The 19183-nt window shown below is 56.1% G+C and carries 18 protein-coding genes; 9 read left to right on the forward strand and 9 right to left on the reverse strand.

Features of this window, described 5'->3' with window-relative positions:
- Window positions 1-40: 40 nt before the first annotated feature.
- From ubiB to udp, 5 genes are all read right to left on the reverse strand, one after another.
- On the reverse strand, window positions 41-1681 hold the full coding sequence (gene ubiB / locus AAHB66_RS22550; protein WP_347114646.1) for a ubiquinone biosynthesis regulatory protein kinase UbiB: 1641 nt from the start codon (window positions 1679-1681) through the stop codon (window positions 41-43).
- Complete coding sequence (gene ubiJ, locus AAHB66_RS22555; RefSeq protein ID WP_347114647.1) at window positions 1678-2283, reverse strand: ubiquinone biosynthesis protein UbiJ; 606 nt, start codon at window positions 2281-2283, stop codon at window positions 1678-1680. Before ubiJ ends, ubiB begins: the two co-directional genes overlap by 4 nt.
- A gap of 13 nt (window positions 2284-2296) precedes the next feature.
- On the reverse strand, window positions 2297-3052 hold the full coding sequence (gene ubiE, locus AAHB66_RS22560) for a bifunctional demethylmenaquinone methyltransferase/2-methoxy-6-polyprenyl-1,4-benzoquinol methylase UbiE (protein WP_347114648.1): 756 nt from the start codon (window positions 3050-3052) through the stop codon (window positions 2297-2299).
- A gap of 66 nt (window positions 3053-3118) precedes the next feature.
- A complete protein-coding gene (gene rmuC / locus AAHB66_RS22565) occupies window positions 3119-4567 on the reverse strand; it encodes a DNA recombination protein RmuC (RefSeq protein ID WP_347114650.1) in 1449 nt (482 codons plus the stop codon).
- A gap of 139 nt (window positions 4568-4706) precedes the next feature.
- The gene (udp, locus tag AAHB66_RS22570) at window positions 4707-5468 is read right to left on the reverse strand and encodes a uridine phosphorylase (protein ID WP_045417628.1); all 762 of its coding nucleotides are present in this window, start codon (window positions 5466-5468) and stop codon (window positions 4707-4709) included.
- 251 nt (window positions 5469-5719) lie between these two features.
- On the opposite strand from udp, the gene AAHB66_RS22575 reads away from it, so the two are divergent.
- From AAHB66_RS22575 to AAHB66_RS22605, 7 genes are all read left to right on the forward strand, one after another.
- Window positions 5720-6526 carry a dienelactone hydrolase family protein gene (locus AAHB66_RS22575; protein ID WP_347114651.1) on the forward strand — a complete coding sequence of 269 codons (807 nt, stop codon included), beginning with the start codon at window positions 5720-5722 and terminating at the stop codon, window positions 6524-6526.
- 180 nt (window positions 6527-6706) lie between these two features.
- Complete coding sequence (locus AAHB66_RS22580) at window positions 6707-8518, forward strand: beta-glucoside-specific PTS transporter subunit IIABC (protein ID WP_347114652.1); 1812 nt, start codon at window positions 6707-6709, stop codon at window positions 8516-8518.
- Window positions 8518-9981 carry a family 1 glycosylhydrolase gene (locus AAHB66_RS22585; protein WP_347114653.1) on the forward strand — a complete coding sequence of 488 codons (1464 nt, stop codon included), beginning with the start codon at window positions 8518-8520 and terminating at the stop codon, window positions 9979-9981. Before AAHB66_RS22580 ends, AAHB66_RS22585 begins: the two co-directional genes overlap by 1 nt.
- 23 nt (window positions 9982-10004) lie before the next feature.
- Complete coding sequence (locus tag AAHB66_RS22590) at window positions 10005-10841, forward strand: PRD domain-containing protein (RefSeq protein ID WP_347114654.1); 837 nt, start codon at window positions 10005-10007, stop codon at window positions 10839-10841.
- 204 nt (window positions 10842-11045) lie between these two features.
- Window positions 11046-11543, forward strand: a complete 498-nt coding sequence (gene tssD / locus AAHB66_RS22595; protein WP_347114655.1) for a type VI secretion system tube protein TssD — start codon at window positions 11046-11048, stop codon at window positions 11541-11543.
- Window positions 11540-11908, forward strand: a complete 369-nt coding sequence (locus AAHB66_RS22600; RefSeq protein WP_347114656.1) for a tlde1 domain-containing protein — start codon at window positions 11540-11542, stop codon at window positions 11906-11908. Before tssD ends, AAHB66_RS22600 begins: the two co-directional genes overlap by 4 nt.
- A complete protein-coding gene (locus tag AAHB66_RS22605; RefSeq protein ID WP_347114657.1) occupies window positions 11909-12352 on the forward strand; it encodes a Shiga toxin A subunit in 444 nt (147 codons plus the stop codon). It begins immediately after the preceding gene.
- 66 nt (window positions 12353-12418) lie between these two features.
- Here AAHB66_RS22605 and metE read toward each other — a convergent pair whose 3' ends face one another.
- Window positions 12419-14680 (reverse strand): 5-methyltetrahydropteroyltriglutamate--homocysteine S-methyltransferase, encoded by a 2262-nt coding sequence (metE, locus tag AAHB66_RS22610; protein ID WP_347114658.1) that lies wholly within the window; start codon window positions 14678-14680, stop codon window positions 12419-12421.
- A gap of 117 nt (window positions 14681-14797) precedes the next feature.
- Between metE and metR the strand changes: the two genes are divergently transcribed.
- Window positions 14798-15751: an HTH-type transcriptional regulator MetR gene (gene metR, locus AAHB66_RS22615; RefSeq protein ID WP_347114660.1), complete on the forward strand. Its 954-nt coding sequence runs from the start codon at window positions 14798-14800 to the stop codon at window positions 15749-15751.
- Here metR and AAHB66_RS22620 read toward each other — a convergent pair.
- The 3 genes from AAHB66_RS22620 to pldB form a co-directional block, all read right to left on the reverse strand.
- Window positions 15639-16538 (reverse strand): carboxylate/amino acid/amine transporter, encoded by a 900-nt coding sequence (locus AAHB66_RS22620; protein ID WP_347114661.1) that lies wholly within the window; start codon window positions 16536-16538, stop codon window positions 15639-15641. The two genes, metR and AAHB66_RS22620, sit on opposite strands and share 113 nt — an antisense overlap.
- A gap of 82 nt (window positions 16539-16620) precedes the next feature.
- Window positions 16621-17421, reverse strand: a complete 801-nt coding sequence (yigL, locus tag AAHB66_RS22625) for a sugar/pyridoxal phosphate phosphatase YigL (protein ID WP_333854887.1) — start codon at window positions 17419-17421, stop codon at window positions 16621-16623.
- A gap of 25 nt (window positions 17422-17446) precedes the next feature.
- The gene (gene pldB / locus AAHB66_RS22630) at window positions 17447-18442 is read right to left on the reverse strand and encodes a lysophospholipase L2 (protein ID WP_347114663.1); all 996 of its coding nucleotides are present in this window, start codon (window positions 18440-18442) and stop codon (window positions 17447-17449) included.
- Between the two features lie 109 nt (window positions 18443-18551).
- On the opposite strand from pldB, the gene rhtB reads away from it, so the two are divergent.
- Complete coding sequence (gene rhtB, locus AAHB66_RS22635; RefSeq protein WP_347114664.1) at window positions 18552-19172, forward strand: homoserine/homoserine lactone efflux protein; 621 nt, start codon at window positions 18552-18554, stop codon at window positions 19170-19172.
- The last annotated feature ends 11 nt before the right edge of the window (window positions 19173-19183 follow it).

Below are 19183 nucleotides of genomic sequence, written 5' to 3' on the forward strand. Positions count from 1 at the left end.
CCGCATTATACGTTACGCGGCCCTGCTAGTGCGACGCAATTCAGCGCGTTTTGCGCCATCCGGCTAACCAGACAACCACGCCACCCGCCATCAACCAGGCAGGCATGAGCTCCCACTCAGGACGGTTAATCAGCAGCAGCGTGCCGCTTAACATCAGTACCGCCCCAATGCCAAACAGATACCGGGACTGCCCCTGACGCACATGGTTGGTCTGCAACTCGCGGGCAATTTTATCCACGCTGTGTTGCAAGTTTTTGCTCTGACGCAAACTGTCATACACCAGTTCAGGAATTTCGGGCATTTTTTCAATCCAGAACGGTGCTTTCTCTTTCAGGGAGCGCACCAGCGCCGGAAGGCCAACCTGGTCTTTGATCCACGACTCAAGGAAGGGTTTTGCCGTTTTCCATAAGTCTAACTGAGGATAGAGCTGTCGCCCCACCCCTTCAACGTAAAGTAATGTTTTCTGAAGTAAAACTAACTGCGGCTGCACTTCCATATTAAAGCGACGAGCGGTATTGAACAGGTTCAGCAGCACATGGCCGAACGAGATCTCAGCCAGCGGCTTCTCGAAGATAGGCTCACAGACCGTACGAATGGCGAACTCAAACTCTTCAACGTTGGTATCCGGCGGAACCCAACCGGAATCGACGTGCAGCTCGGCCACTTTGCGGTAATCGCGGTTAAAGAAGGCGATAAAGTTCTCGGCCAGATAGCGCTTATCTTCTTTGTTCAGCGAGCCGACGATACCGCAGTCGATACCGATATACTGCGGATCTTCAGGGTGCTCGTAGCTGACGAAGATATTGCCCGGGTGCATGTCGGCGTGGAAGAAGCTGTCGCGGAACACCTGGGTGAAGAAGACCTGTACACCACGCTCGGCCAGCAGCTTCATGTTGGTGCCCTGCTTTTCCAGGGTTGCGACGTCCGAGACCGGGATCCCGTAGATACGCTCCATCACCATCATGTCCTGGCTGCAATAGTCGGAATAGACTTCCGGCACATACAGCATCGGGCTGTTTTCAAAGTTGCGGCGCAGCTGAATGGCGTTCGCCGATTCACGCAGCAGGTTCAGCTCATCAATCAGCGTCTTTTCATATTCGCGCACCACTTCCATTGGGCGCAGACGGCGGCCATCCGGCAGCAGACGCGGTACCCAGCGGGCCAGGCGATAGATGAGTTTCATGTCGGCTCTGATGATCGGCAGAATGTCCGGGCGGATCACCTTGATGACCACCTCTTTGCCATTCTCTTTCAGCCGTGCGGTATGAACCTGCGCAATGGAGGCGGAAGCTAGCGGCTGAATGTCGAAATCATCAAACCAGGTTTCAACCGGGATGTCGCCCATCGCTTTTTCGATCTGCTGCTTCGCCAGCTTACCGTCGAATGGGGCAACTTTATCCTGCAGCATCGCCAGCTGATCGGCGATCATAGGCGGGAACAGGTCACGACGGGTGGAGAGCATCTGGCCGAACTTGATCCAGACAGGCCCCAGCTCCTGAAGCGCCAGACGCAGACGCTCACCAAGCAGTTTGTCCTGATGGCGATTTGGCATCCAGAATAGCGTTCGCCGCCAGATACGCAGCGGCAGTGTGATGCGCATTCGGGGGATAAGCTCGTCGAGCCCGTAACTCAAAAAGGTGCGGATGATAAAGTAGAGGCGCCGAATTTCACCAGGCGTCATTTGCCCTCCAGTTTTTCAAGCCGTTTTGTCAGTGCATCAACCGCACGCTCAACCGCGGCGGTCTCTTCTGCGAACCATGCCGCTTCCAGCGGCCCCGGCGCCATGCGCCACTCCTCGGTCAGCACTTCTGCGGCATAGCGTTGCTGGCGCATAAAACCCTTCTTCAGCAAGGAGGCGCCGCCGCGCAACACTTTACCGATCCCCTCAGCGGCAATATCGCCTGTCCACGGGGCCAGCAGCTCTGCCGGATCGAACTCGGCCAGATCGGCCAGCGCGACAAAGTTTTGCACCACCTGAATATCGCCTTGAACCTCCAGCTCGCCGCTGCGGATCAGGGCGGTAAGCTGCTGGCGATCGCGCAGTTTGGGCAGCGTGTTCATATGGGTGATGACGGAGCAGTCGGCCTCGCCTTCCCACTCGCCGAGCACGTCGAGCTGACGCTCGCTGAACACCAGCACCAGCGGGGTCGAAAACTCTTTTAATACTACCCGCAGCACTTTGCCGTTCAGACGCTGACGCGCCGTTTTCAGCGCGGGAGACCGGTACAGAAAGGTATTTAGTACGTTTTCCACACCGGCTGTGATCAAGGGTTTAAACGGCATCTGCCACCTCCACTCAGAACTTATAACCGCGATGCAGCGCGACAACGCCTGCCGTCATGTTGAAGTAGTCAACATTGTCAAAGCCGGCATCCTGCATCAGGGCTTTTAAGGTGTCCTGATTTGGGTGCATACGGATGGATTCGGCCAGGTAGCGATAGCTGTCTGCGTCGTTAGCCACCATTTCGCCAATGCGCGGCAGAATGTGGAACGAATAGGCATCGTAGGCTTTGCTCAGCGGCTCAATAATGGGTTTGGAGAACTCCAGCACCAGCAGGCGTCCACCCGGTTTCAGCACGCGGTACATGGAGCGCAGCGCTTTCTCTTTATCGGTGACGTTACGCAGACCGAAAGAGATGGTGATGCAGTCAAAGGTGTTATCCGGGAAAGGCAGCGCTTCAGCGTTCGCCTGAACATATTCAACATTGCCGACCACGCCGATGTTGCGCAGTTTTTCACGACCCATTTTCAGCATCGAGTCGTTGATATCAGCCAGCACAACGCGGCCCGTTTCACCCACCAGACGCGAGAATTTCGCCGTCAGGTCGCCGGTGCCGCCGGCCAGATCCAGCACGGTTTGTCCACGACGCACGCCGCTACAGTCAATAGTGAAGCGCTTCCACAAGCGATGAATGCCGAATGACATCAGGTCATTCATTACATCGTACTTCGCCGCCACGGAATGGAATACGTGGGCCACCATGTCAGCTTTCTGCGCTTTAGCGACAGTCTGAAAGCCAAAGTGCGTTGTGTCTTGTGAATCTTCAACCATCTCAGAGCCTGCTTATCAGTCAAATGTTCGAGAAGTGTAACAGATTGGGCGCATTTGCCCTACGATTCAACCACCCCGGGAATAACGCTCCAGGGGGTCAGCCGACGCCTGCGCGCCTGCTAAGGTATTGTTTGTATTTTGAACTGGCTCGTCACTGCGCAGCCGGTACTCTTCATCCTGCGACGTGGCCTGTTCAACCAATTCCGGATTAATCTCGCGTTTTACTTCCACGCCAAGGCTGCGGAACGATTCGGCCTGAGCCAGCAGGTTACCGCGCCCGGAGGCCAGCTTTTTCATCGCCTGACGGTAGTTATCCTGGGCGCGATCCAGGCTCTGCCCGACCGACGACATGTCATCGACGAACAGGCGCATTTTGTCATACAGGCGGCTGGCGCGATCGGCAATCTGCTGGGCATTGCGGCTCTGGTGCTCATAGCGCCACAGATTGGCAATAGTGCGCAGCGCCACCAGCAGCGTGGTGGGGCTGACCAGCATAATGTTGTTTTTCAGCGCCTCGGAGATCAGCTCCGGCTGGCGGTCCAGCGCCAGTAAGAAAGCCGGTTCAACCGGGATAAACATTAGCACGTAGTCCAGAGAACGCAGGCCGGGTAACTGCTGGTAGTCTTTGCGTCCCAGCAGGCGGATATGGTTACGCACCGAGGCGATATGCTCCTGCAGAGCCGTCTCGCGGGTGTAGTCGTCTTCGGCGTTGAAGTAGCGCTCATAGGCCACCAGGGTCATTTTGGCGTCGATAACCACGTCCTTCTCCTGCGGCAGACGGACAATGACGTCAGGCTGCATTCGCGCGCGGTTTTCGGTTTCAATGCTGACCTGGGTTTGATATTCGTGGCCCTCGCGCAGGCCAGAAGCCTCCAGCACGCGGGTCAGAACCACTTCGCCCCAGTTGCCCTGGGTTTTATTGTCGCCTTTCAGCGCTTTAGTGAGGTTGATAGCCTCCTGCGCCATCTGGGCATTCAGCTGCTGGAGGTTACGGATTTCATGGGCCAGCGTGTGCCGCTCCCGCGCCTCCTGACCAAAGCTGTCCTGCACCTGGCGACGAAAGCCGTCCAGCTGTTCGCGCAGAGGCGACAGCAGGCCGTTCAGGCTCTGGCGGTTTTGTTCATCGACGCGGCGGTTACTCTGCTCAAAGATGCGGTTGGCGAGGTTTTCAAACTGCTCGCTCAGGCGCTGTTCGCTGTTGAGCATCTGGCGGATTTTATCTTCCGCATGCAGCTGGGTGGACTCCAGCCGGGTGGTGACTTCGCGCAGGTCGGCTTCCAGCGAGGTGTTGATATCCCGCAGATTGCGCAACTCGTTGTTGAGCAGCTCGCATTCGTCGCGCCAGTGCCCGCTCTGGGCTATGTTCTGTCTTAATGCACTGAGATCGGCCACCATCTCTTCACGTTCGGCAAGCTGATCGGCCTTCTGCTGCGCATGCTGATAGCTGGCGAACAACCAGCCCACGCCGACGCTGACCAGCGCAATAACGGCATAAAAAAGGATGGAAATATCCACGATGCCCCCTGCATCAAGGTATGACCCGCACAAAATAGAATTGTGCTGTATAAACGTCCAGTTTGAAAAGGGTTTTCTGCGAGGCGCTACGCAAAGAAAAAGGCCGAACAGGTCGGCCTTTGGCATAGAAAAGGGGAAATTACAGCAGGCGGCGGGCCGCTTCCACCACGATTTTCACCGCGTGGCTTTCGGTCTGCTTCATGGTTTCGGCGTTCGGGATCTCTTGCTGGGTACGGTTAACAATCACACCCGCAACCATACCGGCACGCAGACCCTGGCTTGCGCACATGGTCAGCAGCGTGGCAGATTCCATTTCGTAGTTCATCACGCCCATAGACTGCCACTCTTCCATCGAGCCTTTGAAACGGCTGACAACGCGACCGGAGAAGGTGTCGTAGCGCTCCTGGCCAGGATAGAACGTATCAGAGGAGGCGGTTACGCCAACGTGCGTGGTCGCACCAACGGATTTCGCGGCTTCCACCAGCGCGGTGGTGCACTCGAAATCGGCCACTGCCGGGAACTCCATTGGCGCAAAGTGCAGGCTCGCGCCGTCCAGACGAACGGACGCAGTGGTGACCAGCACGTCGCCAACGTTAATGTGCGGCTGGATCGCACCGGTGGTACCGATACGCAGGAAAGTACGGATGCCCAGCTGTGCCAGCTCTTCAACAGCAATCGAGGTAGACGGGCCACCGATACCGGTAGAGCACACGATCACCGCTTTGCCATCCAGCTCTGCCCGCCAGGTCGTGAATTCGCGATGGGCTGCCAGCTTAACCGGCTTATCCATCAGCGCGGCGATCTTTTCCACACGCTCAGGATCGCCAGGGACGATAGCGAGCGTAGCCCCTTGTAAATCGTTTTTAGTGAGGCCGAGATGAAAAACATCAGACTTAGACATAGAAAACTCCTCTGTGGGTCAGTTTGTCAGCAGAAGCAAAGCGGTACTTTACCGAAGGAATCGGCTTAGTTTCGTGACAGACATCACCATGAATAAAATTGATTGCAGTTAATTACCATGAAATAGTGATTAACATCACATTAACGAGTTATATCGTTAACTGTTGCACAAAAGATAGCCTGTTTCGGGCACTGTGGATTGTTAACCTGCGGACTATATTTACTTTTGCGCTAATTGGTACGGAGAATGCCATGACTGGAACATCTGGATTTGCCCCTGCTGCTGATCTGCAAGCCTCAACCGTTGTCACCACCCCCGACGAGGCGATTACCGCCGGGGAGACCTCTATTCCGACTCAGGGCGATAATATGCCCGCTTATCATGCCCGGCCCAAAAATGCGCAGGGGGCATTGCCGATCGTCATCGTGATTCAGGAAATTTTCGGCGTGCATGAGCATATTCGCGATCTCTGCCGTCGCCTGGCGCTGGAAGGCTATCTGGCCGTCGCGCCTGAACTCTATTTCCGTCAGGGCGATCCGAACGATTACAACGACATTCCCACCCTGTTCAGCAATCTGGTAAGTAAAGTGCCGGATGCTCAGGTGCTGGCGGATCTTGACCACGTCGCCAACTGGGCGGCGCGCAACGGGGGCGATCCTCACCGCCTGCTGGCCACCGGCTTCTGCTGGGGCGGACGCATCAGCTGGCTGTATGCCGCGCACAACCCGCAGCTGAAAGCTGCCGTAGCGTGGTATGGCAAGCTGGTGGGCGAAAAGACGCTGAATTCACCGAAGCATCCGGTGGATATTGCGACCGATTTGAACGCGCCCGTCCTCGGACTCTATGGCGCAGAAGATACCGGGATCCCGCTGGATACGGTAGAGACCATGCGTCATGCGCTGCGCGCGGCAAACGCAACGGCGGAGATTGTGGTTTATCCGGGAGCCGGACACGCCTTCAACGCCGATTATCGTCCGAGCTATCACGCAGAATCAGCCAAAGATGGCTGGCAGCGGATGCTGGCGTGGTTCCAACAGTACGGTGCTAAAAAAGGTTAAGCGGCTCACATTTCGCTACGCAAAGTGAGGTGACTGTTTGACTTTTAAACACAATCTGGACGATATAAAACCCACAGGCGTGTAACTACGATCCGTAGGCAAGACCTGAACCCCCTCTCCGTTTTCGAGCGGAGAGGGGGGTTCAGGTCTTTTTTTTGCTCTGGAGACAGGGGCCAGAACATGAACCACTTGCAAACAGCGCTGGAGATCATCGCCCAGGTCGGCGGTGCTGAGAATATCGAACATATCGAACACTGCTCCACCCGCTTGCGGCTGAGCCTGTACGACAATGGCAAGGTCAATGAAGCGGTGCTGGCCAAGGTCGACGGCGTGCTGGGCGTGCGCGTTAACGTGCAGTGCCAGGTAATTATTGGTCACGACGTGGTGCAGGTCTTTGAGGCAGTGCGCTCGCTGGTGGGTTCACCTCAGGCGGGAGGACAACATGCGCCTGCCAGAATCAGCCGTGGCGCGCAGATTGTTGATTTCGTGATCAGCGTTTTTCAGCCGCTGGTGCCTGCCATTGCCGGTGGCGGTGTCCTGAAATCGCTGCTGCTGTTGCTGGACGTCATGGGCTGGCTCAGCCGGGACAGTTCGACCTACAAGGTCCTGGATAATATCGGCTCCGCGCCGCTCTACTTCCTGCCGATCCTGGTGGCGATCACCACGGCGATGAAGCTGAAGGTAAACGTGCTGGTTGCCGTTTCGGCAGTTTCCGTGATGGTGCTGCCGGCGATGACCAAACAGCTGGCCGACGGAACGGCGTTCATGTCGTTTGATCTGCGCAACGTGGCCTACGCCTCGCAGGTCTTCCCGGCGATTCTGTGCGTGCTCTTTTACGCCCGGACGGAAAAGCTGTTCAACCGCTACTCGCCCGGCGCGCTGCGCATTTTTCTCTCGCCGATGCTCTCTCTGCTGGTGACGGTCCCCGTCACGCTGCTGATCCTAGGGCCGCTGGGCTACGAGTTGGGTGCCGGTCTGGCAACGGTGATTTTATGGCTGTACGGCAAACTGGGTTTTGTGGCAACGGGGCTGCTGGCCGCCGCCCTGCCCTTTATGGTCGCCGCCGGGATGCACAAGCCGATGCTGCCTTACGCCGTGGCCTCCATGAGCCAGTTCGGGCGTGAGATGCTCTATCTGCCCGCGTCGCTGGCGCACAATATTGCCGAGTCCGGCGCATGCCTGGCGATTGCCCTCAAGAGCAAAGATAAGGTGCTGAAATCCACCGCCTTCTCCGCCGGGATCTCCGCCCTGTTCGGCATCACCGAACCGGCGCTGTATGGCGTTACCTTGCTGAATAAAAAGGCGCTTTACAGCGTGATCCTCGGCAGCATTGTCGGCGGGGCCTTTATCGGCTGGATGGCGATTCAGGCCTTTGCCCTCGTTGGCCCTGGCCTTGCCAGCATCTCAATGTTTGTCTCTCCGGATAACCCCATGAACATCGTCTGGGCCTTCGCCGGGGCGGGGTTATCCTTTGCCGTGGCCTTTATCAGTGCCTTCGTGCTGTGGCGCGACAAAGCGGCTGAAAACAGCGACGCGCTGAGCTTCACCCGTCCGGTTGAGGGGCAGATCATCCCGCTTGAAAACGTGAACGATGACGTCTTCTCCCGCAAAATCATGGGCGACGGGATCGCGATTATCCCTTCTCAGGGTGTGCTGCGGGCCCCGGCAGATGGAACCATTGTGAACGTATTTGACAGCGGCCATGCGTTAAGCCTGCTCACCGACGCGGGCGTCGAGCTGATTTTCCATATCGGCATCGACACCATCCGATTGCAGGGCGAAGGCTTCTCCCCACGGGTGGTGGAGGGCCAGCATGTTAAAAGCGGCGACACGCTGATTGAATTTTCACTCGATACCATTGCTGCCGCCGGGCTCGATCCGGTGGTGATGATGGTGGTCACTAACGGCGAACGCTTTTCGCTGACACCAGGTAATACCGACGATAAGAATCCAAATCCGCATATCATCATGACGCTTAAGGAGTCCGTGTAATGGAGAAATCCCTCCCGTTTCCGCAAGGTTTTTTATGGGGCGGCGCCATAGCCGCCAATCAGGCTGAAGGGGCATGGAATGTGGATGGCAAAGGGCCGTCCGTAGCTGACGCCATCACCTGGAAGCCCAACCTGTCCGTGAAGGATTACAGCGGCCATATGGCGCTGACCGACGAAAACATCCGCGACGCGTTCGAAGGTAAAAATGACGCGCTCTACCCGAAACGTCGCGGCATCGATTTTTATCACCACTATAAGGACGATATCGCCCTGTTTGCCGAGATGGGCTATAGCGTGCTGCGGGTGTCGATCGCCTGGTCACGTATATTCCCGACCGGTGAGGACGCCGCGCCAAACGAGGCGGGGCTGCAGTTTTATGAAGAGATGTTCCGCGAGCTGCGTCGCCATAACATCGAGCCGCTGGTGACCCTCTCCCACTACGAAATGCCGCTGGCCCTGAGCGAAAAATATAACGGCTGGGTGCACCGCAACGTGGTGGATGCCTTCGTGCGCTTCAGCAACGTCTGTTTCGACCGCTACAAAGATCTGGTCCGCTACTGGCTGACCTTCAATGAGATCGACAGTATCCACCGCCACCCGTTTACCACGGCGGGCATCCGGGAAGAGAAAAGCGCACCGGGCAAAGCACAGCAGGATATCTATCAGGGGCTGCATCACCAGTTTGTCGCCTCTGCGTTGGTGACGCGCGACTGCCACGCCAAAATCCCGGGCAGCCAGGTCGGGTGCATGCTGACCAAGCTCACCACCTATCCGCACAGCTGCCGTCCGGAAGATGTAGAGGCGACGCTGAAGAAGAATCTGGAGAACTACTTCTACGCCGATGTGCAGGTGTTTGGCGAATATCCACCGCTGATCCTGCGGGATCTGGCACGTCGGGACATCCAGATCGAAATGCAGGCCGACGATCGCCACATTTTAAAGGATCATACCGTCGATTTCGTCTCCTTTAGCTACTACATGTCGATGACCGAATCGACCCAGCCGGACGTGGAGCGCATCCCCGGGAATACCGTTCTGGGAGTGAAAAATCCGTACCTGCCGGCGTCCGAATGGGGCTGGCAGATTGACCCTGTCGGGCTGAAAATCTCCCTGCTGGAGCTGTACGATCGCTACCAGAAGCCGCTGTTTATCGTGGAGAACGGCCTCGGCGCGAAGGATGTGGTAGAAAACGGCGCGATCCACGACAGCTACCGCATCGACTATTTCCGCGCCCACTTCGAACAAACTTTGGCAGCTATAAATGAAGGGGTGGATGTGATGGGATTCACCACCTGGGGATGCATCGACATTATCAGTGCGGGCACCTCGCAGATGTCCAAGCGCTACGGTTTTATCTATGTCGATCAGGACGATGAAGGCAAAGGCACGCTGAAACGCCTGAAAAAAGACTCCTTCTCGTGGTACAAAAAAGTGATTGCCAGCAATGGCGCAGACATGCGCTAACCGGCCATGCCGCAGGAATAACCGTGATAACGATAAAAAAGTCGCTTAATAACAGTATGCTGCTGGTCGATAACGACCAGCGGGAGATGATTTTGTTCGGCAAAGGGATCGGCTTTGGCGCGAAACCTGGAACGAATATCGACATGGCGCAGGTGGAGAAAGTATTCCTGCCGCTGAGCGATCTCAAATCCCGCCATTTTTTATCCCTGACGGATACCATTCCTGCGGCGTTCTTCGACATTAGCCATGAAATTCTTATCCTCGCACGCCGCCTGTGCGGAGATAAGCTCAATTCTGTATTGCTCTTTACCCTTGCTGAGCATCTGCACTTTGCGGTGGAGCGCAGCCGCAGCGGGCAGAGGATCCTCAATAAGCTGAGCTGGGAAGTGAAGCGCTACTACCCACAGGAGTACAGCGTGGGGTTGCAGGCGCGCGCCCAGGTGAATGAGAAGTTTGAGGTGGAATTACCCGAAGAAGAGGCGGTGAACATCGCCTTTCATCTGATCAACGCCACCAGCCAGGACGACGACAGCACCGCCCACCAGCAGGTTGAGCTGGTCAACCGCATCGCCGATATCGTGCGCTATAAGCTGGGTAAGAGCATCGATACGCAGTCGGTTAACTACATGCGCTTTATTACCCATCTGCGTTATTTTGCCGAGCGAGTACTGGCCGGGAAAATCGCCCTCACTGAGACCGACGATTTTTATCAGGAGCTGATGCGTCACCGCCCGGACGCGATGACCGTGGCCTGGGCGATCCGCGACTACGTGCAGGATAAGTATCAGCTCACCCTGCCGAAAGATGAACTGACGTGGTTGAGCATTCATATTAGCCGGTTGATGGACGGGCAGGCGTAAATTGCCCGGTGGCGGCGGCGCCTTACCGGGCCTACAAATGACATTAAATCGTGTCCCTGGGTTAACCCTCTTCACCTCCTGATTTTGTGATCCTTCACCAGGTACAAACGCTTTAGGAAATTAACCATACTTTTATCGTTCCCTGTTCTGTATGCCGGGCGTACGCTGGTTTTAATATCTATTCTTAAAACAGGAGGTTATAAGATGGCTATACCCGTCTATCTTTGGTTAACAGACTATGCAGGAAATCAGGTTAAAGGTTCCGTTGATATACGAGGAAGAGAAGGAAGTATCGAGATTATAGAGTTTATGCATTCTGTCGATCTTCCCACGGACAACCTTACAGGTAAAATTACTGGCAAACGTATCCATGGTGACTTTGCTTTAATCAAAGAAATAGATAGCTCATCGCCTTACCTTTATAAAGGCGTATCTGCTGGTAAAAAATTTAAGAAAGCAGAGCTTAAATTTTTTCATATAAATCACAATGGTCAGGAAGAGGAATATTTCCGTATAACAATGGAAAATGTCAGGGTTAATGGAATAGAACCGTTAATGTTCGACATTAAAAACTCTACCTTTGAAAGGCACAATCATCTTGAAGCTTTTTATTTAGCTTACGAAATAATCACATGGCACTATCTGGATGGGAATATTATTCATACAGATAGATGGGGTGCTGAGCAGGAGGCTGTAGTATGACGTGGGTTTATAAAGTAAGTTCGCACTCTTTTTATCTGGATGGCACTTATCAGTTTGATGGTCTGTATGCAGGAAGGCCTGGGTTTAAAAACGACTCGGCAAATGAATGCGTAAAAAACAAAGGCCCGTTACCAAGAGGAACTTATACAATAGGGGCTGCCTTCTATCACCCTAAAACCAAAGCATGGACGATGAGATTAACACCTTATGCCGGTATCGACATGTGTGGCCGGGATAGTTTTATGATACATGGTGAAAGTTCAGCGCATCCGGGAGAAGCATCCGATGGCTGTATCATTCTGAATTTATCCAGTCGTAAAATTATTGCCGCAAGCAGTGATAAAATATTAGTCGTGGAGGATTAAATGTTTAGAAAAAAACTCCTCTGGATATTTTTAATGGTTCCGTTACTCTCAGAAGCACAGAACAAGGGGTGTGCTATTGTCGGCGCCTCAATGGAAACCACTTTATTTGATACTATCTCACGAGATTTGCAGATCGATACATCGACTATTCTGAGAAACAAAACGATTGTTAACGTTATCGACACCTCTCCCGTATCAAAACTGTACGCAAGATCGTTAGCTAAAATCGATTACGAAAGCGCGATGGCACAGGGTAAAGCGACAATACCTGAAAGTGCTTACTTTGAAAGCTATTATGAAAATTATACGCAATCGCTAACAGCGAAATATATTTATATTAATAATGAAATGAAGAAAGATATATTTATTGCCTCCAGCCTTATGAACAAAGATGAATGCTCTGTCAGGTTTAATGGTTATATTACGCTTTCAAGGGAATTTTAATTTCTCAGGAAGACTTAACGTAGGCCGGGCAAGCGTCAGCGCCGCCCGGCAATCCTGCCGCCGGGGTTAACCCTGACGCAAATTCTGCGCAGCCTTCACCATGTTCGCCAGCGCGGCGCGGGTTTCCGGCCAGCCGCGGGTTTTGAGACCGCAGTCGGGGTTCACCCACAGGCGCTCTGCCGGGATACGCTGGGCCGCTTTCTGCAGCAGGGCTTCGATCCACTCCACGCTCGGCACGTTCGGGGAGTGAATGTCGTATACGCCCGGCCCGATTTCGTTCGGGTAGTCGAACTCTTCGAACGACTCCAGCAGCTCCATGTCGGAACGGGACGTCTCGATGGTGATCACGTCGGCATCCAGCGCGGCAATGGAATCCATGATGTCGTTAAATTCGCAGTAACACATGTGGGTGTGGATCTGGGTATCATCCTTCGCCACGGCGGCGTTAATGCGGAAGGCTTCCACGCCCCAGGCCAGGTACGCCTCCCAGTCGCTGCGACGCAGCGGCAGACCTTCGCGCAGCGCCGGTTCGTCGATCTGGATGATGCCGATGCCCGCCGCTTCCAGATCTGCCACTTCATCCCGTAGCGCCAGGGCAATCTGTTTCGCGATGGTTTCACGCGTCACGTCTTCACGCGGGAAGGACCAGCAGAGGATGGTCACCGGACCGGTCAGCATGCCTTTTACCGGCTTGTCGGTCAGGGACTGGGCGTACTTCGCCCACTCCACGGTGATCGCTTCCGGACGGCTGACGTGGCCGATCACCACCGGCGGCTTCACGCAGCGGGAGCCGTAGCTCTGCACCCAGCCGTTCTGGGTAAACACGAACCCGTCGAGGTGTTCACCGAAGTACTCCACCATGTCGTTACGCTCGGCTTCACCGTGCACCAGCACGTCGAGACCTAAACTCTCCTGCTCCACAATCGCCTGTTTGATGTGTTCGGCGATGCCGGTGCGGTAGTTATTGGCATCCAGATTGCCCTTTTTGAAGTCCAGACGCAGGCCGCGGATCTCGGTGGTCTGCGGGAAAGACCCAATGGTGGTGGTCGGCCAGGCCGGCAGGTTGAAACGGGCACGCTGGGCTTCGGCACGCACCTCATAGGCGCTCTGACGCTGGCTGTCCCGGGCAGTGATGGCCGCCAGACGTTTTTCCACGGCCGGGTTGTGCACGCGGGTTGAGTGACGACGGGCCTGAATCGGGGCGCTCCATTCGGTAATCGCCGCCGTGTCGCCCGTATTCAGCGCATCGCGCAGCAGGGCCAGCTCTTCACATTTTTGCAGGGCGAAGGCGAACCAGCTCTTCACTTCCGCATCCAGTCGGGTTTCCACGTTCAGGTCGATTGGGCTGTGCAGCAGGGAGCAGGACGAGGCCACCCACAGCTCGCGTTTTCCGACAATGTCTTTGATCTGCGCATATTTCTCAGTGAGATCGGCGCGCCAGACGTTACGCCCGTTCACCAGCCCGGCAGAGAGCAGCCAGTCGGACGGCAGGCGTTTGTGCAGCTCAGCAACGTCATCTTTACCGTGAACCAGGTCCACGTGCAGGCCCTGTACCGGCAGCGCGGTGATGGTGTCGAGGTTTGGGGTCACCCCTTCGAAATAGGTGGTCAGCAGCAGCTTCACCTGGCCCGCGAGGGCGTCATACGCCGGTTTGAAAGCATCCAGCCACGCCTGCGGCAGCTCCAGCACCAGCGCCGGTTCGTCGATCTGCACCCACTCAACGCCGCGTTTTGCCAGCTCGCCCAGCACCTGCTGGTACACCGGCAGAATATCGTTGAGCAGGCTCAGGCGGTCAAATTGCTCGCCCTTCACTTTGCCCAGCCACAGATATGTCACCGGGCCCAGCAGGACAGGTTTGATCTTGTGGCCCAGCGCCTGCGCTTCGTCCACCTCATCCAGCAGCTGGGTCCAGGTCAGTTTGAACTGCTGGCCCTTCACGAACTCCGGCACCATGTAGTGGTAGTTAGTGTTAAACCATTTGGTCATCTCTGCCGCCGCCGCGGGCTCGCCGGTGGGTGCGCGGCCACGGCCAATGCGAAACAGGGTGTCGATATCCACCGATCCATCGCTGTTCTGATGACGAGCCGGCACGTTGCCAAGCAGCAGGCTGGTGGTCAGAACATGGTCGTACCAGGCGAAATCGCCCACCGGGAGCAGATCCACGCCCGCCTGTTTCTGCTGCTCCCAGTGACGGGCGCGCAGCTCGCGACCCACCGCCAGCAGTTCGTCACGCGTTGCGTTGCCTGCCCAGTAGCTCTCTTGTGCTTTTTTCAGTTCGCGGCGAAGGCCGACGCGCGGGAAACCGAGGGTGTGGTTGCGAATTGTCATGGTATGCCCCTTATGGAATTTTCAGGATTTAGCCGTCCAGATGTTTACACATCTATAATTCGCAAGTACTGTATATTCCTCAAGCGCAATATGTTCATGGCGAAGTGAAGGACTTTCATGATCGAGATAAAACACCTGAAAACGCTACAAGCGTTGCGGAACTGCGGTTCTCTCGCGGCGGCGGCGGCCACGCTGCACCAGACGCAATCCGCCCTTTCTCACCAGTTCAGCGATCTGGAACAACGCCTTGGCTTCCGTCTGTTTGTGCGTAAAAGTCAGCCGCTACGCTTTACGCCGCAGGGGGAAATCCTGCTGCAGCTGGCCAATCAGGTGCTGCCGCAGATCGCCAGCGCGCTGCAGGCCTGCCATGAGCCGCAGCAGAGCAAACTGCGTATCGCTATTGAGTGCCACAGCTGTATTCAGTGGCTGACCCCCGCGCTTGAGAACTTCCGCCAGAAGTGGCCGCAGGTGGAGATGGACTTTAACTCCGGTGTGACCTTTGATCCGCAGCCGTCCCTGGTGCAGGGCGAGCTGGATCTGGTGATGACCTCGGACATTCTGCCTCGCAGCGGGCTGCACTATTCGCCGATGTTTGATTTCGAAGTGCGCCTGGTGCTGGCCCCGGATCATCCGCTGGCCGCGAAAACGCGCATCACGCCGGAAGATCTGGCGACGGAAACGCTGCTGATCTACCCGGTCCAGCGCAGTCGTCTGGATATCTGGCGTCACTTCCTGCAGCCGGCAGGCATCAACCCGCAGCTGAAAAGCGTGGATAACACCCTGCTGTTGATTCAGATGGTGGCGGCCAGAATGGGCATTGCGGCGCTGCCGCACTGGGTGGTGGAGAGTTTTGAACGCCAGGGTCTGGTGGTGACCAAGACCCTGGGCGAGGGGTTGTGGAGCCGGCTGTACTCTGCTGTACGCGATGGCGAGCAGCGTCAACCGGTGACCGAGGCCTTTATTCGCTCAGCGCGGAATCACGCTTGCGACCATCTGCCGTTTGTCCGGAGCGCGGAGCGACCCAACGGCGATGTACCCACAGTGAAGCCAGGATCACCGTCCCCCCAATGATGAAGCTCGGCCAGTGCGGTTGTTCCTGCCAGATGGCGAGATTCACCAGCAGGCCCGCAGGGACATGGACGTTGTTCATGATCCCCAGCGTTCCGGCGTCCACCTGCGTGGCGCCGTAGTTCCACATGAAGTAACCCAGCCCGGATGCCACGACCCCCAGCCAGATCAGCACGCTCCACTGCAGCGTGGTGGTCGGCAGCCTCTGCGGATTCCCCAGCATGAACCACGCTACCACCGCCACGATCGCTGCCCCCATGTAGAACCAGGCAAAGGCGTTGTGCTGCGGCATCGGGCGGGTTTCCATCAGGCGCTTATAGCCCACCATGCCGATCGCAAAGCTGATGTTGGCGAGCTGGACAAACATCAGCCCGGTCCAGAAGTGATCGCTCACTTTGTCGTAGCGAATGATCGCCGCGCCCACCACCGCCAGCGCAGCGCTCAGCAGGTAGCCCCAGCGCAAACGGCGTTTACTCAGCAGATCGTAAATCAGGGTGATATAGAGCGGCGTCAGCACCGTAAACAGCAGGAACTCCGAGACCGACAGGTAGACGTAAGCCCGGAAGCTGAACAGGTACATGATGCCAAGCTGCATCGCGCCCACCAGCATATAGAGCAGAATGGTTTTCAGCGTTTGCCCGCGCGTACGCAGGAACGGCAGGAACACCAGCGCCGCCAGCCCGACGCGCATCAGCACGGAGAAGTAGCTGTCGACGTGTCCGGCAAGGTATTCACCGATCAGGCTAAAGGAGAAGGCCCACAGGATAGTGGTGATGATGAGTAGCGCCACAATGCTTGTCTCTTTGAAAGATGGACAGGCATTGTAGCGAACTACTGGGTTGACAACTGAACGTTAAATAACCAAATGAAGATTATTCAAGGAACAGCTTACGCAGGTATTTTGGCACCGCGTTATCACCGTTAGTGCCGATCACTTCCAGCTCCGGGTGCAGGTCTTTCAAGCGCTGGTGGGCGTTTTCCATGATGCAGCCTTTACCCGCCATGGAGAGCATTTCGGCGTCGTTCATGCCGTCGCCAAAGGCGATGCAGTCCTGCAGGTTAAAGCCCAGACGTTTGGCCACCGCTTCCAGGGCATGGCCCTTGGAGACGCCGCCCGCCATCACTTCCAGACAGGTAAGCGTGGAGAAGCTGACGTTAACCCGGTCGCCCCAGCGAGCATTGATCGCCTGCTCCAGCGGCAGCAGCGCTTCGTGGCTGTCGGTGGTGAAGAACACCTTGCTGATGCCTTCCGGCTCCAGCAGACCCGGTTCATACAGGGAGTAGTTAAAGACCGCCTCTTTGAAGAAACGCATCTCGTCCGGGCGGTGACGGTTCATAAACCATTCGTCATCGCGATAGACGTTGGTAATGATATCGGGGTTGTTATGCACGATACCGAACAGATCGGTGGCGATGTCGCGATCGAGATTGTGGGTGAAGATCAGATTCCCGTCCAGATCGTGCACGCGGGCACCGTTGGAGGTAATCATGTAGGATTTGATCTCCAGATTATCGCGGATCTGCCCCACATCAACGTGGTGGCGGCCGGTGGCGAAGACAAAATTCACGCCACGGGCAGTCAGGAGTTTTAAGGTCTCTTTCGCGTAAGGCGATAAAGTGTGGTCGGGAGAGAGCAGCGTGCCATCTAAATCAGACGCGACAACCTGGTACATAGAAAAATTTAACCTCTGGTGAATATCAGTTATGCCTGCCGAAAAAGTCGACGATGGCGTTGAGTGCGACTGAGCGCATGGCGTCCTTTTCGAAAAGGATCTCATGGTACGCGCCGTTTATGACCAGCGGTTTACCCCCTTCGCAGGGGTGACCGGCTGCGGCTCGCCGTTCACAAAAGCGGTCGTGCATGCGGTTATCCACTACCCGCTCCTCTTCTGCCTGAAGGATAAGCGTGGGAGTACCGTCCTGACCGGCGCCCGCCAGGGCCTCTTCACCTGCCAGTATGCCTTCACGCACCCAATGGTAGGTTGGCCCGCCGACGCGTAAACGCGGTTCATCGGCATAAAAGCGCAAATTACGGCGATAACGCTGCCGGCTGTGGGTTAACACGTTAATGGCAAACGGCAGCGCGCGCCAGCGCCCGGTGCCGATGGCATAGCCTTCACGAATGCGCTGATGGCCCTCAGCCCAGTCGAGAATATGGCGTACCATCCAGTCCGGGAAGCGCATGACGATGCCAAACATCGGGGCGCTCAGGGCAATGGCATCACACTGGTGCTGCGGGTGGCGCTGTAAAAACAGCGTGGCGATTGCGCCGCCCATTGAGTGCGCCAGGATAAAGCGTTTTCGCCACCGGCCGGGCTGTACTTCCTGTTCCCAGAAGGCGGAAAAATCATCGACGTAATCGCTGAACTGACTCACATGGCCGCGGTGCGTGTCGGACAACATGCGTCCGGAACGCCCCTGACCACGATGGTCAATAATCAGCACGTCATAGCCCAGCCGGAAGAGATCGTATGCCAGCTCGGCATACTTAACGTAGCTTTCGATCCGGCCAGGGCAGATCGCTATCACCGAATCATGCGTTTCGGCCTGAAAACGAACAAAGCGCACAGGAACATCATCGACGCCTGTGAACCCGCCTTCCTCGCGCTGGCGCCAGAAATCGGTCAACGGCCCCATAGAGAAAGCAGCAAAAGCCTTTTCTCGCGTTTCCCAGTCCTTATTCTGCTGAAACATCGGGTTTACACCCCTGTAAGCCAAGGAATATCGTTTTTTCGTGACGGGTCGTAAAATGACGCAACATTAGCGTATTGTGGCATAAAAATAGACGATTCGGGAGCTTCAAATGACCTTCGAGTGGTGGTTCGCTTACCTGCTGACATCCATCATCCTCAGCCTTTCGCCGGGTTCCGGGGCCATCAATACCATGACCACCGCCATGAACCATGGCTATCGCGGTGCGGCGGCATCCATTGCCGGGTTACAGACCGGGCTGGGTATTCACATCGTGCTGGTTGGCGTGGGGCTCGGCACGCTCTTCTCCCGCTCGGTGCTGGCCTTTGAAGTGCTGAAGTGGGCCGGTGCGGCCTACCTTATCTGGCTGGGCATTCAGCAGTGGCGCGCCGCGGGTGCCATCGACCTGAACACCCTGGCTCAGACGCAAAGCCGGGGCCGCCTGTTTAAGCGCGCGGTGTTTGTGAACCTGACCAACCCGAAAAGCATCGTCTTTCTGGCGGCCCTGTTCCCGCAGTTTATCGTCCCGCATCAGCCCCAGATCATGCAGTACGTGGTGCTCGGTGTGACCACCATTGTGGTCGATATTATTGTGATGATTGGCTATGCGACGCTGGCCACGCGGATTGCGACATGGATTAAAGGGCCTCGTCAGATGAAGGCCCTGAATAAAGTGTTCGGTTCGCTGTTTATGCTAGTGGGTGCGCTGCTGGCGTCAGCACGGCACGCTTAATCACATTGCCG

It is taken from the genome of Leclercia sp. S52 (assembly GCF_039727615.1).
Classification (GTDB): domain Bacteria; phylum Pseudomonadota; class Gammaproteobacteria; order Enterobacterales; family Enterobacteriaceae; genus Enterobacter; species Enterobacter adecarboxylatus_B.

What these genes read in the sequence shown, in the direction of transcription:
- ubiB (WP_347114646.1), bottom strand. Translation starts at nt 1,681, where the DNA reads ATGACGCCTGGTGAAATTCGGCGCCTCTACTTTATCATCCGCACCTTT.
- ubiJ (WP_347114647.1), bottom strand. Translation starts at nt 2,283, where the DNA reads ATGCCGTTTAAACCCTTGATCACAGCCGGTGTGGAAAACGTACTAAAT.
- ubiE (WP_347114648.1), bottom strand. Translation starts at nt 3,052, where the DNA reads ATGGTTGAAGATTCACAAGACACAACGCACTTTGGCTTTCAGACTGTC.
- udp (WP_045417628.1), bottom strand. Translation starts at nt 5,468, where the DNA reads ATGTCTAAGTCTGATGTTTTTCATCTCGGCCTCACTAAAAACGATTTA.
- AAHB66_RS22575 (WP_347114651.1), top strand. Translation starts at nt 5,720, where the DNA reads ATGACTGGAACATCTGGATTTGCCCCTGCTGCTGATCTGCAAGCCTCA.
- AAHB66_RS22580 (WP_347114652.1), top strand. Translation starts at nt 6,707, where the DNA reads ATGAACCACTTGCAAACAGCGCTGGAGATCATCGCCCAGGTCGGCGGT.
- AAHB66_RS22585 (WP_347114653.1), top strand. Translation starts at nt 8,518, where the DNA reads ATGGAGAAATCCCTCCCGTTTCCGCAAGGTTTTTTATGGGGCGGCGCC.
- tssD (WP_347114655.1), top strand. Translation starts at nt 11,046, where the DNA reads ATGGCTATACCCGTCTATCTTTGGTTAACAGACTATGCAGGAAATCAG.
- AAHB66_RS22600 (WP_347114656.1), top strand. Translation starts at nt 11,540, where the DNA reads ATGACGTGGGTTTATAAAGTAAGTTCGCACTCTTTTTATCTGGATGGC.
- AAHB66_RS22605 (WP_347114657.1), top strand. Translation starts at nt 11,909, where the DNA reads ATGTTTAGAAAAAAACTCCTCTGGATATTTTTAATGGTTCCGTTACTC.
- metE (WP_347114658.1), bottom strand. Translation starts at nt 14,680, where the DNA reads ATGACAATTCGCAACCACACCCTCGGTTTCCCGCGCGTCGGCCTTCGC.
- metR (WP_347114660.1), top strand. Translation starts at nt 14,798, where the DNA reads ATGATCGAGATAAAACACCTGAAAACGCTACAAGCGTTGCGGAACTGC.
- yigL (WP_333854887.1), bottom strand. Translation starts at nt 17,421, where the DNA reads ATGTACCAGGTTGTCGCGTCTGATTTAGATGGCACGCTGCTCTCTCCC.
- pldB (WP_347114663.1), bottom strand. Translation starts at nt 18,442, where the DNA reads ATGTTTCAGCAGAATAAGGACTGGGAAACGCGAGAAAAGGCTTTTGCT.
- rhtB (WP_347114664.1), top strand. Translation starts at nt 18,552, where the DNA reads ATGACCTTCGAGTGGTGGTTCGCTTACCTGCTGACATCCATCATCCTC.